The 14166-nt window shown below is 39.2% G+C and carries 13 protein-coding genes; 1 reads left to right on the forward strand and 12 read right to left on the reverse strand.

What is annotated here, in order from left to right; all coding sequences use genetic code 11:
• Nucleotides 1-368: 368 nt before the first annotated feature.
• The 12 genes from O6B72_RS01330 to O6B72_RS01390 form a co-directional block, all read right to left on the reverse strand.
• On the reverse strand, nt 369-1286 hold the full coding sequence (locus tag O6B72_RS01330; protein ID WP_000975336.1) for a conjugal transfer protein: 918 nt from the start codon (nt 1284-1286) through the stop codon (nt 369-371).
• A gap of 14 nt (nt 1287-1300) precedes the next feature.
• Nucleotides 1301-2302, reverse strand: coding sequence for a bifunctional lytic transglycosylase/C40 family peptidase (locus O6B72_RS01335; RefSeq protein ID WP_136306020.1), 1002 nt, complete (start codon nt 2300-2302; stop codon nt 1301-1303).
• Nucleotides 2299-4482 (reverse strand): CD3337/EF1877 family mobilome membrane protein, encoded by a 2184-nt coding sequence (locus tag O6B72_RS01340; protein ID WP_002345008.1) that lies wholly within the window; start codon nt 4480-4482, stop codon nt 2299-2301. Before O6B72_RS01340 ends, O6B72_RS01335 begins: the two co-directional genes overlap by 4 nt.
• A 2-nt stretch (nt 4483-4484) precedes the next feature.
• Nucleotides 4485-6932 carry a conjugal transfer ATPase TcpF gene (tcpF, locus tag O6B72_RS01345; protein ID WP_000331148.1) on the reverse strand — a complete coding sequence of 816 codons (2448 nt, stop codon included), beginning with the start codon at nt 6930-6932 and terminating at the stop codon, nt 4485-4487.
• The gene (locus O6B72_RS01350) at nt 6916-7308 is read right to left on the reverse strand and encodes a conjugal transfer protein (protein ID WP_002345009.1); all 393 of its coding nucleotides are present in this window, start codon (nt 7306-7308) and stop codon (nt 6916-6918) included. Before O6B72_RS01350 ends, tcpF begins: the two co-directional genes overlap by 17 nt.
• An 86-nt stretch (nt 7309-7394) precedes the next feature.
• Nucleotides 7395-7892 carry an antirestriction protein ArdA gene (locus O6B72_RS01355; protein ID WP_002345010.1) on the reverse strand — a complete coding sequence of 166 codons (498 nt, stop codon included), beginning with the start codon at nt 7890-7892 and terminating at the stop codon, nt 7395-7397.
• A gap of 118 nt (nt 7893-8010) precedes the next feature.
• Nucleotides 8011-8232 (reverse strand): hypothetical protein, encoded by a 222-nt coding sequence (locus O6B72_RS01360; protein ID WP_001009056.1) that lies wholly within the window; start codon nt 8230-8232, stop codon nt 8011-8013.
• A 42-nt stretch (nt 8233-8274) separates the two neighbouring features.
• Nucleotides 8275-9480, reverse strand: a complete 1206-nt coding sequence (mobT, locus tag O6B72_RS01365; RefSeq protein WP_015646596.1) for a MobT family relaxase — start codon at nt 9478-9480, stop codon at nt 8275-8277.
• A gap of 176 nt (nt 9481-9656) precedes the next feature.
• Nucleotides 9657-10094: a hypothetical protein gene (locus O6B72_RS01375; RefSeq protein ID WP_015646595.1), complete on the reverse strand. Its 438-nt coding sequence runs from the start codon at nt 10092-10094 to the stop codon at nt 9657-9659.
• 5 nt (nt 10095-10099) lie between these two features.
• Nucleotides 10100-11494 carry an FtsK/SpoIIIE domain-containing protein gene (locus O6B72_RS01380; protein ID WP_015646594.1) on the reverse strand — a complete coding sequence of 465 codons (1395 nt, stop codon included), beginning with the start codon at nt 11492-11494 and terminating at the stop codon, nt 10100-10102.
• A gap of 39 nt (nt 11495-11533) precedes the next feature.
• Nucleotides 11534-11917: a YdcP family protein gene (locus tag O6B72_RS01385; protein ID WP_001234287.1), complete on the reverse strand. Its 384-nt coding sequence runs from the start codon at nt 11915-11917 to the stop codon at nt 11534-11536.
• Nucleotides 11918-11935: 18 nt separating this feature from the next.
• Nucleotides 11936-12250, reverse strand: coding sequence for a YdcP family protein (locus O6B72_RS01390; RefSeq protein WP_000420680.1), 315 nt, complete (start codon nt 12248-12250; stop codon nt 11936-11938).
• A gap of 448 nt (nt 12251-12698) precedes the next feature.
• Here O6B72_RS01390 and O6B72_RS01395 point away from each other — a divergent pair, with 448 nt between their 5' ends.
• Nucleotides 12699-14114, forward strand: a complete 1416-nt coding sequence (locus tag O6B72_RS01395; RefSeq protein ID WP_269491992.1) for an aspartate ammonia-lyase — start codon at nt 12699-12701, stop codon at nt 14112-14114.
• Nucleotides 14115-14166 lie beyond the last annotated feature (52 nt).

Below are 14166 nucleotides of genomic sequence, written 5' to 3' on the forward strand. Positions count from 1 at the left end.
CTCCTATCAACACCCAAAAAAGGGCATAAAAATACCCAGTGATAAATACTCCTATCACTGGGTAAATAACTCCAATAGCCCCAAAACACTTATATGTTTTCGGGCATATAAAATTACATGATAAAAGTATTCTTAAACTGGGTACAAAAAACTAAGCCCCATATTAAAAGTGAAACGGGACTGCTACTTTTTGTTCCCACTATCAAATTGACAGTTTATTTAAGAATACCTTGCCGCATATTTATTAACTCCTTTTAAATAGTCACTTAAATTATAGCACGTAAGAGCATATTTGTAAAGGAATCTCCAATTTTTTATCAAAGAGAGTACATGATTACAAAGTATCTGTAATCATGTACCAATATTTGTTATTTTACAATCTTCCAATTACTCCCGTTCTTTTCAAGTACCAAATCAAATTGAGATACCTGCGTTGCTTTGGTCTGCTGGTCGATATACTCCACTGTCAGCGATACCGTGACTTGATTATCCTTACGATTGTGAATAGGATTTACCAGTTCTTGAAAGATGTACTCTTTTCCGATTGGTTTTAATATCCCGTCATTCACATAGTAGGAAAGTTCACTGGCTGTCGCTGTAGGATAGAGCTTGAAGAACGTCGTTAAAAACTCATTGATTTCATTGGTTGTAATGGAATCAACCGTCCCCTCACTTTCAATGGCTTTTGGTTTATAACTTGATTTCTTAGGTATGTTGGTAATGGTCGGATTCTTAACCAGTACCATATTTCCAGAACCATCTACATAGACACTCACTATATAAGCAGAGTGGACGGTCTTTGTATTTTCTCCCTCTGTAATGAGCTGGTCTACACTGTAGGTTACATTAAACTCATTGTCGCCAGTTGGCTCTACCGTCCATATCTGAAATCCTCTTACAGAAGACGATACAGGAATATCTTTGCGTACTGTATCAACATTGAGAGCTTGAAGTTCATCTGTCAGATAGCCTTTTAGACTTTCCATTCGATTATCAATGGACTTATCGGATTGCTCCCATGAATAGTAGACTTTCGCAAAGTTCTCTACAAAATTTTCTACATGATGAGTATCAACGTATTCCTTTTCTATGATAGTTGTTTCGTGAATAGTATGAGTATCTATAGCTGTAAAGTGCTTGAATATCGCAAAGCTGAAACTAAGCCCTAAAAGTACCCACAAGGCAATCACAACCTTTTTATGAGGATTGACCTTATAGTAGACACGAGGTTTCTTTTCCTTTGGTATCTGTTTTTCTTTATTCTGATTTTTTCTAAATTTCATCATTAAATCTTCCTTTCTCATTGTTTGATTCGTCCTGCTCCCACTAAATGCTGTTGCCAGTAGGGGCTTGTTAAGTCGGCATAACCGATTGGGTCGCCTGCATGAAACATACGGTTATTGCCAAGGTATATCCCAACATGAGTAATATAAGAGCCAGCGTTATAGGTAGAATGAAAGAAAACCAAATCGCCAGCTTGTGCTTCCGATAGTGGGATATGCTGGGTCACATCATATTGCTGTTGTGCGGTTCGTGGTAAGTTAATTCCAGCTTTTCCATACGTCCATTGTGTCAGTCCGCTACAATCAAAAGAAGTAGTCGGGGAAGCTCCACCGTAAACGTATCGCCAGCCCTCATATTTCAGTGCTTCGTCCATGATGGCTTGTACCGTATCATCATCAAACTCTGTTGTGACAAGATACTGCGTTACCAGTTGCACATAAAACATATTGCCATAGTTGTATCGCCAGCCCCCATTGATAGGTATGGCTATGGGATTGGGGTAAGACACTTTTTCGCCACCTGAATACTCTTTTGAGAAACTTTGAGCCAGTTCAAAGGTATATTTATTCCCACGATTAGCCACATATCCTAAGAAACCACCACCATAATTGTAGGACTGGATAACCGATTCTAAATCTACACCAAGCCTTTCGCTACTGGCTAATAACTCACTGAAATACTTCACACCTTGCTTAATGGATTCTTCTGTACTCAATGAATTAGGTGGAAGACCGAGGGATTCCGAGGACTGCATAACATCTTCTGCTGTACCACCCGATTCCACCTGTATAATCGCAAGAAGTATATTGACGTATTCTTCAATTCCATATTCTTTGGCAACTTTTTCTACCATAGGCTTATGAGCCAGCACTTCTGCGGAAACATCCACACCGCCATAGTGAATGTTGGAAAAACCGCCATCTTGTTCATCTGAAAATAAAATGGCGACAAACAGAAGCAGTGAGAAGACCATCAAGAATAATCCCGAACCACCAATCACTAAAGTTTTCAGCTTCATGGTTTCTTACTGCCTTTCTTAATGGTGGCGGTTTTGATTGGTGGTCTACTTTTTGTATTTTGTAGTGGTACTCTTTGAACAGTAGACTGACGTTCTTTTGTGATTGAACGTTGTGAAGCTCTATCTGTTGGTGCAGTTGAAGTTACTGGCTTTTGAACCGTTCTTTCTTGAACTGTATTACTTTGACGTTCCGTTTTTAAACTTGAAGAATCGGACTTAACTGTTGGACGCTCTTGTTTGGCTTGTTGAGATTCCCTATAGGAAGCCTGTACAGTTGTTTGCCTTGAAGTCTGTCCATCATGAGATTGTTCTTGCTTAGTGGCTGGTCTTTCATGAACGGAAGAAGCTGGCTGTTTTTTCTGTTTGACCTGTTCCATTTCAGAGCGACGCTCCGCAATGGTTTTCCGTCTTTGTTCCTGCTGTTTCTTGCGTCCACTGGCTTTATCCGCTTTGGTTTGAGAAATACTTCTGGTTAAATCATGGACATTATCCGTCACTTTAGATTTTCCTTGATATACTGCATATCTTGCATTGGTCGGCAAATCCTTAACCTGTTCTTTCAAATTACCAGCAGTATCTACCATTCTGTCTTTGGTATCAGCTACTGTACCGATGGTTTGACCGATACGCTTTCCTAGTGTTGATTTTTCCTGCCCGTTTGGTCGAGAGTGATCTGCTTGTGTACTCGCAGAACTTCCCGAACCCGACTGTCCTTTTTTACCCGTAGCACTGGCAATGGCAGACCCAGCCCCTAAAGCAGTCACGGAGCGTCCAAGTTTCCGCTGTAGACGGTGCATGTGAGCGTGCATAAGCATACGAGGTTTTCTCATCATACGACTTCCCACACTTTGAGAATCGTTACTCTGTAGAGAAAACATACTCATTAAATCGCCCAGCTTAAAGTAGATTCCTGCAAAGGTCACAATCTGTAGAAAAGCAATCAAAAAGAACGGATAACCAGCCGATAAGGTATAGAGCATGGTTGAAATACTAAATGCTGTCGTAATAATCAATGTGATTCCAGCTCGTGTCAAAATGGTATTAAAGAGCTTTGTTATGGCTCGTTTTGACATACCATCAAATGATGGAATCATGCTTAAAATAAAGCTCACAGGCAGAAACATAGCATAGATGATAAAAAGTACCTGCGAGAAAATCATGATTCCTGTTAATAGGAATACAAATATGGAAATCCCAATATTGAAGACAAATAGGAAGAAGACTGTACCTAAACGGTTAATCGTCTTTGTAATCGTCATATTGGTATTGCTTCTATCTTCAATTTCTTCCGCAACAATTTTTTCTCTGTCTTCCCCATTGTTGGAATCTGGACTGGTTGAGAGCAGGCTTTCCACACGGTCAATACCAATACTTTCAATGTCTGAACTGTTATATTGAAGCAGTAGCCACGGTTGCTGAACCTGTATGGAAAATAGGCTGTCACGTATCAAGTCCACACTGTCCTTGCCTTGACTATCTGAATGGGGCATGACAATTTTTGTACCCAGTGACAAACTAGCGTTGCTGATGTCTGATGAAAAGTCATTGATTTTCTTAATATAATCGGGAGCATAGGCAATAAAGGAAGCCGATAGGATAAAAACCAGCACAAAATTCATGAGGGCATGAATTGCCTTTGTGGTTTCTCTCTTTATCAGTCCTGTATAGGCAACATAAACCCCAAGAACCAAAATCAAGAGTAAAAGGAATCCAACATAGAAACCCTCTGTTGATAGTCCACTAGGCGTAACCCCTGCAAGGGTCTGCATATTCTTGCCAATGGAATCTGCTGTAGCGGAAATGAAGTCTAAGGAATAGGCTTCCTGTACTAAGTAACCCGTCGCATTGGAAACATAAAGACTGATTGTCCAAATAAAATTGGTAATGGCATATAGTCCATACATGACTTGTTTTCCAATTCCGTCCGACCAGTTCCACGGTAGCCAGCCCCAGCTATTATCCACATAAAAATCCAGTTGATAGTTTTCAAGTGGGTATCGGCTGTATTCATTTGCCACATTGACCGTATCATCTACCAAGCCCGCAGCTTGAACCACCGTTCCCAGCATGGCTAAAAGAAAAATGGCAATCACAAGTGTGAAAGCCACTGTCATTGCCACTTTACCTAGACGTTTCAGCGTCCAGTTTGATTTTATTCTGTTTAATATTGATGGTTTCACATTTACACCTCTTTTCGCACAGGTGGTCTGGTATCAAAGGCATGGAGCAGTTCTTCAAATACAGGGTGGAACTGTATCACACCGACACGACCATATAAATCACTGATAAGGCATTGCCCGTTTTCCAAATCACGCAATCGCTTCTGATTGTTTTCGTCCTCTGGGTCTACACCAAAAAAGGCAAGGGTTTTTTTAATCTCGTTAAGGTCAGTGGAACGAAAGGCAAATTTTAAGCCGAGGTTATTTTTCAGTTTTTCATCTAAGAGGTCATCTGTATTTTGGGTCACGAAATATACCCCAGCGTTCATAGCACGACCAGCACGAACCAGCTTCATAGATAGTGTTTTCCCTTGTGCCACCTGTAAGAAGCTCCATGCTTCGTCTAAGTCTACAATCTTGAAAATACTTCGGTCTGTATGGATAAAGTCCAACGCAAAGGTACTAATGACAATCAGCATTGCTACCGATAGTAACTCCATTGTGGTATATTCCTCAAAGGAAGTTTCCTTGTCAGGAAGTACCAAGTCGGCAACCTGTATAATGTTCAGTTGTTTTTCAAGGCTGATAGACTGCTCTACATAACCATCACTAAAAAGCAGATGGGCAAAGTCATAGTCTGTAAAACTTTCGATATGGTCGGCTATGCTGGTACTTAGTGGCGTATTCTCAACCCGTAATTCTTCAATCACTTTCATCAACCCTCGCACTTCACTATTGGTTACTGCACGAATGGCTTTTCTAAGGATTGGGAAGCGTTCCCCATCACGAGAGGAAATCCCCGTAAGGAATGTCAAAATATCAATAGCCAGTGATTCAGAATCTTTGGTATTTTTCATAATTACATAAGGGTCAAGTAAGCCTTTGTTTTTCTCATCAGAAGTCAGATTGACGATATTGATTTCATGGGAAATCTCTGGCAAGGTTTCTTTCCATCTGCCACGTTCTGCTTTTGGGTCTACAATCACTGCTTGTGCCCCATAAAGCACTGCATAATAGACGATAAGGTTATTCGCAAAGGATTTACCACCACCCAGCGAACCGACAAAGGCAGACGCTAACGCATTGGTTACTGAACCCTTAACCCCTTGACTGGCAAGAGCAGGTTTCAGATAGACATTGCGTCCAGTATCTAAGCTGTAGCCAACATAAATCCCCTCATTTTCACCCAGCATTTGAGTAGCACCAAAACCTAAACCAGCGAGGAAATCAGAGGTCACGTATTGAATATAGTCATTCATATATCTTTTGCTGGCAGGTAAAAATTCTTCATGTAAGCCCAGCATATCCCCAAAAGGTCGTACCAGTTTCACGCTCAAATCATCATAGAAATCTTTCACTTCATTACAACGACGTTTAAGTTCGTCAAGGTCATTTGCTGATACCCTTACAACATAGGACAGCTTATACATAGATTCCTTGCTTTGGTCTAAATTGGTTTCCAGCTCGTTCACACTTTCCAGAGCTTCCGCCACATTAGAGCTGGTTTCATTATCACTTTGCCATGCGTGGTTATCCAAGTCTTTCAGTTCTTTCTTTTTATTGCGGACAGTAGATAGGGCTTTACGATTCGCTACAATTTCCACATTCATTGACGTATCAATCGGAAAGGTAAATTGCTGTTGCTGGTAGTAGAAGATTTCAGAGGACGGGAAGTCCAGTTCGCCGACAATACTGTTGATGGTAAAGTAAGCTACATAGGCGGTTTCGTCTTCCTGCTGGATTTTCAAATATCGCTGTTTTTCTTCCACCAGACAGCGAGTAGGCTTAATGAGGTCATAGGTTTTAATCAGTGTTTCATGTTCCAGCTTTTTCTTTGATAGAGGATACTCATACTCTTCATAGGCAGTGCCTGTCTGTCCGTAAAGGTGTTCAATCAGATAGCCGAAGTCGTCCTTATCTAATCTTCGGATTTTGAAACGACGGGAGATTTTATTTTCTAAAAGCTTTTCCATCTTCTGAAAACGCAGGATTTCATCATTACTCATACTAACAAAATCGCCCATCAGCTTATGGTTCACATCATAGACAAAATCAGTAAAAGCATTTTTTGCTTCAACGGTAAGACTTTTCATAGAAAACTCCTGATCGTTGAGAAGCAACTTAAAACCGATAAAGAAACGGTAGTCCACTTGATTTTCGCCAATCATGGATATTAAAGCGTCTGTCTGTTGGTCGATTTTGTCATAGGCAACCGTTTTGAGCTTTCCAGTGACTTCATTTTTGGAACGTTCTTGTGCAGAAAGTATGCTGGATTCTGTACTGATTTGTAAAGCATGAATCTTGCCATCACGATTTTGTGCGATAAGCTGTCTGAAAGAATCATGTACTTGTATTTTCTGTTCCGGACTTAGAAATGAGTAATTGTAGGGAACAAGCTCATAGTAAGCGTAACATTCCCCATCTTTATTCCAGACCAGATTGTTTTCAATATATTTAATTGGATATGCCATAAAATTCACTCCTAACTGCTGTAATGGCTTCTTGTGGCTGGTTTCTGCCAAGCGTTACTTTTTTTCCTGCATAGGTCAGTTTTCGTCGCAGTGCATAAGCAATGACAGACTTCAAAAATCCATAAGGCTTTTTACCATCAAAGGTTTTTGTAGACATAAACCATGTGAAAGCCACAGGAATCCCAAAGTATTTGAGAAATGCTCCCTCTATCATAGAAAGAGGGGGCAAGTTGCCAAGTATCATAACTGCAAAGAGTGACACGACAAACCATGTCATTTGCGTAAAGGTTATGGGAAACGGAAGTCTAAAGTCATTGATGGAGTACAACACTTTCTCAACAGACCAGATACTGGTATAGCTTCGTATTTTCTTCATGTAATCAATCCTTTCATAAAAATGGGGATAGTCTTTTGACTACCCCGTAAACAAGAAAATCTGCCAGTAAGAATGTACCGACAGATTTAATAGACGATTTCAAAAATCCCGTGATTGGTTGAGATAAACGTTCCCGAAAGGTCTAAATCCCGACCATAGGATTCATAATCAATATAGTTTTGAAGACTGGCTGGCACTTCGCCTAAAGCACCCGTTTCTTCAATGTAGTAGCGTGCCACGTCAGACATATCATCACAATCGGAATGAATGATAATATCTTCTTGATGTTCGCTTAATTCTTCAATACTTGAAAAATGAGTGAGCAGAGCAGATAGCTCCGATTGTAGTTCTTCTGGCAACTCCGATACCATTTCCCATAGGCGATTGAGTTCGCTAATAGAAGTGTATTCGTCAACCGTAAAGGGTAACTCGTAATCATGAATGGCGTATTCCTCATATTCATCATTCAAGCCGATTTTCTCTTTGACTTCCTCAAAATCAATGGGAAAGGTAAACCATGCACCAACTAATTCGCCCTCATTGTATTTGCCTAAATTGGCAATGTAGACTTGCATATCGTCCATGTATTCACACGTCCTTTCTTTATAGAGATTCAAAAATCCCTACCGCACTTCGTTTGGTGTACCATTCTTTTGCGGAACATAAGAAAACCACTTATATTCCACAAAATAACGGTTTAATTTAAGCACCAATAATGCGATTGAATAGCTCTAGTAAAATGTCTTTTACTCCAGCAGCGTTGAAGACTAAGCCTACCGCAATAATCGCAATAATGAGAAAGCCAATGAGTTTACTGAACTCACGCTTGAAGCCAAGATACAAGCCAATCACAACGATTGCTAAAAGTACCAGTGATTGAGCGTTTGATAGAAACCAGTTATAAAGGTTTTGTCCAAAATTCATAAAAATGTTCTCCTCTCTATATTCAATGAATTTGTGTTTAGGTTATTTCTTTGTCGTTATCACGTCCTTATCTTTTGCCGACTGTTGCTTCAAAATCTGCTCATGCCGGTCTGTCAGTTTCGCATGGTCGAGAATGTCTTTCACAACCTGCGTCTGGTTGATTTCATCAAGTTTAATCGCAACCTTTAAAGTGGGTGCGACTTGATGGGAAAGCCAGTTCAGCGTCCGCTGGAAAGAGTAAGGCTCTGGTTTTGTGGTTAGTTTTAATCGTTCACGGTTGTTCCCAATAAACCAAGCCCATTCTTCATTCAGCTTCCAATCAGAACGAGGTTTGGAATCGTCTTTATCTACAAAACGGATATACCGATTGATAATTTTAAAAGCAGTCTTTTCTGGATTGTCATAGACGAGTAAATCACGGACTGCATAATAGGCACGCTCATTTTTCAGCCGAATCTCAAAACGGTTTTTTACTTCTGCGTCTTCAATGGGAATATCATTTTTCTTGTACTGTTCATAGTCCTTTTCATAGATACAGAAATAAACTTCACTCTGTAATGAACCGATATAGAGGGTATTTCCCATACATTCCTTTTCATCTTTGCGTACCAGTTCGCCACTGCGATAGCTTTTGAAACTGCGGAAGACGGATATACATTCTTCCTGTCTGCATTTTTCAGTGAGTACAGGGATATTCAAAATCCCTGTCTTATCGTTAATGGCAAGGTCAAGGCGTTTCATCACACCGCCAGCCACCAAAGCGTCCATAAAGAACTCATACCAGCTTCTTTGTTGAGCCAGAAGATAGCTTTCAAATTGCCGACACCCACGACCTTTCAATTCCACCAGAACTCCTTTGTCCAGTTCGTGGGAGCAGAGAACGAATATATCGCCTAAAGCATAATGCTCTGAATAAGAATAGAAACCATAGTCCTCATGAAGAAAATAGGACAGTTTCAGTTGTAAGATGTTTTCGACCACATGCTGTACGTCCGTTGTGGGAAAGCGAATCCTTACATAATCAAAGAGCATTTCAAGGGGAGCGTCGGGATTGAAGCGTTCCAGAGCTTCAAAAAGAGATTGCTGTAAATCCTCTGATGGCTTGACTTTTCCTGTTTCAATATCGCTTAGATACTGCCTTGTAATACCAGTCGCAACCGCTAAACGATTTTGAGATAGTCCATAAGCCAAGCGTTTTTCTTTTAACTGCTGTAACCAAGTTTGTTCATTCAGTAAAAATCCCTCCAATCAAAAAGGCGTATGTCAACTTTTAAAGCCCATTTTACATACGCTGAAATTTTGTAAATCCCTTGTAACCAAAGGATTTTCTAATGTTTTTTTGACTGTTTCCTGTCGATTTGTACCCCCCTGTTAGATACGGGGGGTTAATGGGCAGGGCAAGCCCTGCCCGACAAAGCCAGAACTTACGGTTTAAGACCGTAAAACCTGCCTTTGTCGTCTGTATCTGCCTTTGATTCTCCCTGTATGCCAGTGTAAATCACTACCAAATCAACTTCTGGTCTTAAATATTCCTGTTCAATCACTTCTGATAGACCGTCCGTTTTGAATGAATTTCTATCAAAAAGCTGAAATTCATATAGAATATTTTTGCTGGTAATACTATGTCGCTTCTCTAACCTCATTCTGAATGTGAACGGTGGTTTCTTCACTTCACGGATAATTTCATCAATCAGCTTATCTATTCTGGAATAGAATCGTACTTTTGGATTGACGGTAAAATGCCTGTATCGGTCAATGATGTATTGTTCACAATCTACCGTGAATTGGTCTGTATTCAAGCAAAGACAAATGACAGATTTTTCAGTCGGTGTATGATATATCTCCAATCTTTTAATATCCATTACTTTTATTTCTCCATTTCTTGTTGTTCTGATGATGGCTTTTTTGTGTCCTGTCTGCTGTTGGATAACTTTTTAATTTCCTCTAAAAAGTCATGTCCTTTTGGTACAAGGGGAGTATAAAACTCTGATATGACACTTGTTCCTACATCAACATAGCCACGACCTTTGATTCGCTTTAAGAAGAAATCCTTTTGTACGTCACTGCCAAACATCATGCCATAGCCCATTTCAGACATACGACCTAAAGCCACTCTGAAATTAAACTGGTCACGGATTCCGTCGCCTAGATATTTTGCGTCTGGACGCTGACAAGCCAGTATTAGAAAGAAGCCAGCTTGACGACCTAACATGACAATCTGTTTCAACTTATTTATAACTGCGGTGTTTTCTTTTGTTCCCAGCATTTCCATGAAAGCGACATATTCATCAAAGATTAAGAAGTGTGCTGGAAGTCCTAAGTAAGCATAATTTTCGCCAGTCTTATAATTTTCCATCTGCTTCATTTCCTCACTGCGTTTTATCATTTCTTCATAGAATGTATCAATGCAGGAAAGCAAGTCTTCTTTTCTGTAGTGGACATTTGCCATCACAGAGCCTAAATCGGCTAAGTCTGCATTTTTCGGGTCTAAGATATACAGCTTAGAATCTGTATGAAGCAAGGCTTCAATCAGTGTCAGGATAAAGTAGGTCTTACCGCCACCTGTACCACCAGCTATGAGCATGTGAGGCAGATTGTCATATTCCCACCACATATTTTTCATTAAGCAAAGTTTCCCATCATGAGCTTGTACTTCATCAATAGAAATACGACGGGCTATCATATCATAGAGCAAGGTATATTCCACGTAGGAATCCTTTAACTCTTTATCCGTCAGCTCACAGTACAAGCCACTTTCTAATTTCTTTTCCAAGTGTAGGAGCTGGTCTTGATATTTCCCCAGAGTGATTTCCACTTGTATCTGTATTAAGCCATTTTTAAGGCGATAATAGATTTTAGGGAAGTAGGTTATCTTTTCTTTGGTACGACTGGGGGAATCCTTGAAGAAGCCATCTGTTTTGACCTGTTCTGATTCATACCACTTATTTTCAAGAACCATCTTCGCCAGCTTTTGACGGTGGTAGAGTTGTTTAATCGTATCATAGCGATACCGTTTGAATAGAAACGCCACCAGCAAGCAGACAAGAATTGCGACACTGAAACTGATACTTAAATACGGAATGTCAATCTTATCTGCTTGTGATAGGTTAAAGTCCTGCCAGTTGACCTGCTGGATTGTCTTCACATGAAACAGTCCGACAACAAGCAGTAAAATAGGCAGTAAGGACGCTACTGTAAAATGAAAGACTAAATCTTTGTCACTCGGACGAATCCTTTTACCACGAAAGACACGCTGTTTCATGTTTGATTTTCTCCTTTCTCTCTAATGGAAGATACGTGGCTATTTGTCCGTAGCAGGTTCTTTCTTAGGTGGCTGTTGATTTCTAAAGGAATTAGAATCCTTTGTCAGCACAATATCGTCTGCCTTGATGTACCAGTCAACATCTGCTCCTTGAAAGGTAGCAGTAGCGACAGTATCCGCAATGGGATTGATAAGTTCCACCCGTGCGTTATATTCAAACTCTTTCAAAGGCACGCTGGCAGGAATACTTACTTGAATCATGCGTCCTTGCCCTTTGGATTTTAAGTCATAGGTACGTTCTTTGATTTCCTCTGAAACCGTACCGTCTTCATTTTGGATTCTCACTTCACGACGTAGAGCAGAGAATTTTAATTCTCCAAAAGTCGTGTCTTTATCTAATACGATACCATTTGCTAATCTCATCATTTTTCCTCTCTTTCTTTATTCTTTTACCATGTCGTCAGCATGTAAAAGGTAATTTGTAAAACCACGAGTGCCGATTTTATAGCCCTCGGCGGTAATACGTGGATTGACTAACTTAACACGTTCCTCAAAGCCGAAATGTTTTTCGCCAGCTTCAGCAGGAAGTACGACCACAATATCATCTGCTCTTTGAACGTCTGAATAGAGATTATAGCTTCGAGATAAGACGGTTAGATGTCCGTTGATTCTTCGCTGTACGACTTTATCCTCGCCAGCAAATTCTAAATTGCCGAATGTTTTTTCCATCTTGGGAATCACAAATTTAAGTTCCATATTTTTACCTATCCTTTCTTTTTTATGGTTGAATGAATCTCGTTTGTTTGATGGTCTTTCACGGTGGGGAGCGACCTTTATTCTCTTGTTTTTCTATTTTCGTAGTATCACGTCCTTTCAAATCGGGTAAAAAAATAGACACCTCATTTTTGAAGTGTCCACCTTTTGCCTATTCAATTTTTATTGGAAGTATCTTTGTTTCTTCACTTTTCAAGGGTAAATCGTCGTATCAAAGCTCATTCATAAGTAGTAAATTAGTAGTAAATTGATTGGTTTCGACCTTGATAAAGTGTGATAAGTCCAGTGTTTATACGGATAACTAGATTTTCATACTATTTTTAAAAATAAAAAAAACTTATCTTATAATATAATTTAATTAATGTTTTTTAGATTCGTTTAAAACTTATTGTGATATAATTGCTTGAAATCTTTAAATAAAGGAGAAAAGATGGCAACAAGAAAAGAACACGATTTTATCGGTGAATTAGAAATTAGTGACGACGTTTATTATGGCGTTCAAACTTTTAGAGCAGTCGAAAACTTTAAAATGACTGGAAGACAAATAAAAGACTATCCATTCTTTGTGAAAGCTTTTGCACAAATTAAAAAAGCAGCAGCACTAGCAAATAAAGAGGTTGGTGTTTTATGCCCAGAAAGAGCTGATGCTATTGCAAAAGCAGCTGATGAAATCATAGCTGGAAAATATCACGATCAATTTGTTGTAGATATGATCCAAGGTGGTGCAGGAACTTCAACAAATATGAATACAAATGAAGTTATAACAAATGTTGCATTAGAAATTTTAGGCCATAAAAAAGGCGAGTATAAATATCTTCACGCAAACGACCACACAAATTTGGGTCAAAGCACAAATGACACATATCCAAGTTCAATCAAAGTTGCAACTTATGCAAAACTTACAGATCTATTAAAAGCAATGGAACTTTTAAAATCAGAGCTTGAGAAAAAAGGCAAAGAGTTTAAAGATATGATTAAAATGGGTAGAACAGAGCTTGAAGATGCTGTTCCTACAACACTTGGTAACACTTTCAACGCTTTTGCAAGCTATATCAAAGCTGACATTGCAAACATTAAAAAAGCAAGAGAGTTAATGAGCTTTTTAAATATGGGAGCAACAGCTATTGGAACAGGAATTAACTGCCACCCAGACTACAAATGCGCAGTTCATAAACACCTTAGCAAAATAACAGGTGCAGAGTTTAAACCAGCTGAAGACTTTATAGCTGCAACTCAAGATACAGCAGACTTTGTTCAAGTTAGCGGATGCCTAAAAACAGCTGCGGTTAGACTAAGCAAAATTGCAAACGACTTAAGACTTATGAACTCAGGTCCAAGATGTGGTTTAGCTGAAATTGAACTACCTAAAATGCAACCAGGAAGTTCAATTATGCCAGGAAAAGTGAATCCTGTTATAGCTGAAGTTGTAGGTGAGGCTTGCTATGAAGTTATAGGAAACGATGTAACCATTATGCTTTGCTCAGAAAGAGGAGAATTTGAACTTAATGCGTTTGAACCAGGAATTGCTTATGCGCTATTTAACTCACTTGTAATCCTTGAAAATGCGTACATAACTCTAGCAGAAAAAGCTATTAAAAATGTTCAAGCTAAACCTGAAAATTGCCTAAATTTAGTTCTTAACTCAGTTGGTATAGTAACTGCATTTAACCCAGTAATTGGTTACGAAAACTCAGCTTCAATTGCAAAAGAAGCTTTAAAAACAGGTAAATCAGTTGGTGACATTGCAATAGAAAGGGGACTTTTAACAAAAGCAGAAGTTGATAAGCTTCTAGATCCAAAAAGTATGTTAAATCCTCACATGTCACATACTGGTAAAGAAAAATAGATAGATAAATAGTTAGTGTAAGGAAAATTTCCTTACACTTTTTTTTAAAAAG

The sequence above is a fragment of the Campylobacter ureolyticus genome, assembly GCF_027277485.1.
In the GTDB taxonomy this organism is placed as follows: domain Bacteria; phylum Campylobacterota; class Campylobacteria; order Campylobacterales; family Campylobacteraceae; genus Campylobacter_B; species Campylobacter_B ureolyticus_B.

Coding starts and splice junctions, on each gene's coding strand:
- O6B72_RS01330 (WP_000975336.1), bottom strand. CDS start 1,286: ATGATGAAATTTAGAAAAAATCAGAATAAAGAAAAACAGATACCAAAG.
- O6B72_RS01355 (WP_002345010.1), bottom strand. CDS start 7,892: ATGGACGATATGCAAGTCTACATTGCCAATTTAGGCAAATACAATGAG.
- O6B72_RS01380 (WP_015646594.1), bottom strand. CDS start 11,494: ATGAAACAGCGTGTCTTTCGTGGTAAAAGGATTCGTCCGAGTGACAAA.
- O6B72_RS01335 (WP_136306020.1), bottom strand. CDS start 2,302: ATGAAGCTGAAAACTTTAGTGATTGGTGGTTCGGGATTATTCTTGATG.
- O6B72_RS01385 (WP_001234287.1), bottom strand. CDS start 11,917: ATGAGATTAGCAAATGGTATCGTATTAGATAAAGACACGACTTTTGGA.
- O6B72_RS01390 (WP_000420680.1), bottom strand. CDS start 12,250: ATGGAACTTAAATTTGTGATTCCCAAGATGGAAAAAACATTCGGCAAT.
- O6B72_RS01375 (WP_015646595.1), bottom strand. CDS start 10,094: ATGGATATTAAAAGATTGGAGATATATCATACACCGACTGAAAAATCT.
- O6B72_RS01350 (WP_002345009.1), bottom strand. CDS start 7,308: ATGAAGAAAATACGAAGCTATACCAGTATCTGGTCTGTTGAGAAAGTG.
- O6B72_RS01360 (WP_001009056.1), bottom strand. CDS start 8,232: ATGAATTTTGGACAAAACCTTTATAACTGGTTTCTATCAAACGCTCAA.
- O6B72_RS01395 (WP_269491992.1), top strand. CDS start 12,699: ATGGCAACAAGAAAAGAACACGATTTTATCGGTGAATTAGAAATTAGT.
- tcpF (WP_000331148.1), bottom strand. CDS start 6,932: ATGGCATATCCAATTAAATATATTGAAAACAATCTGGTCTGGAATAAA.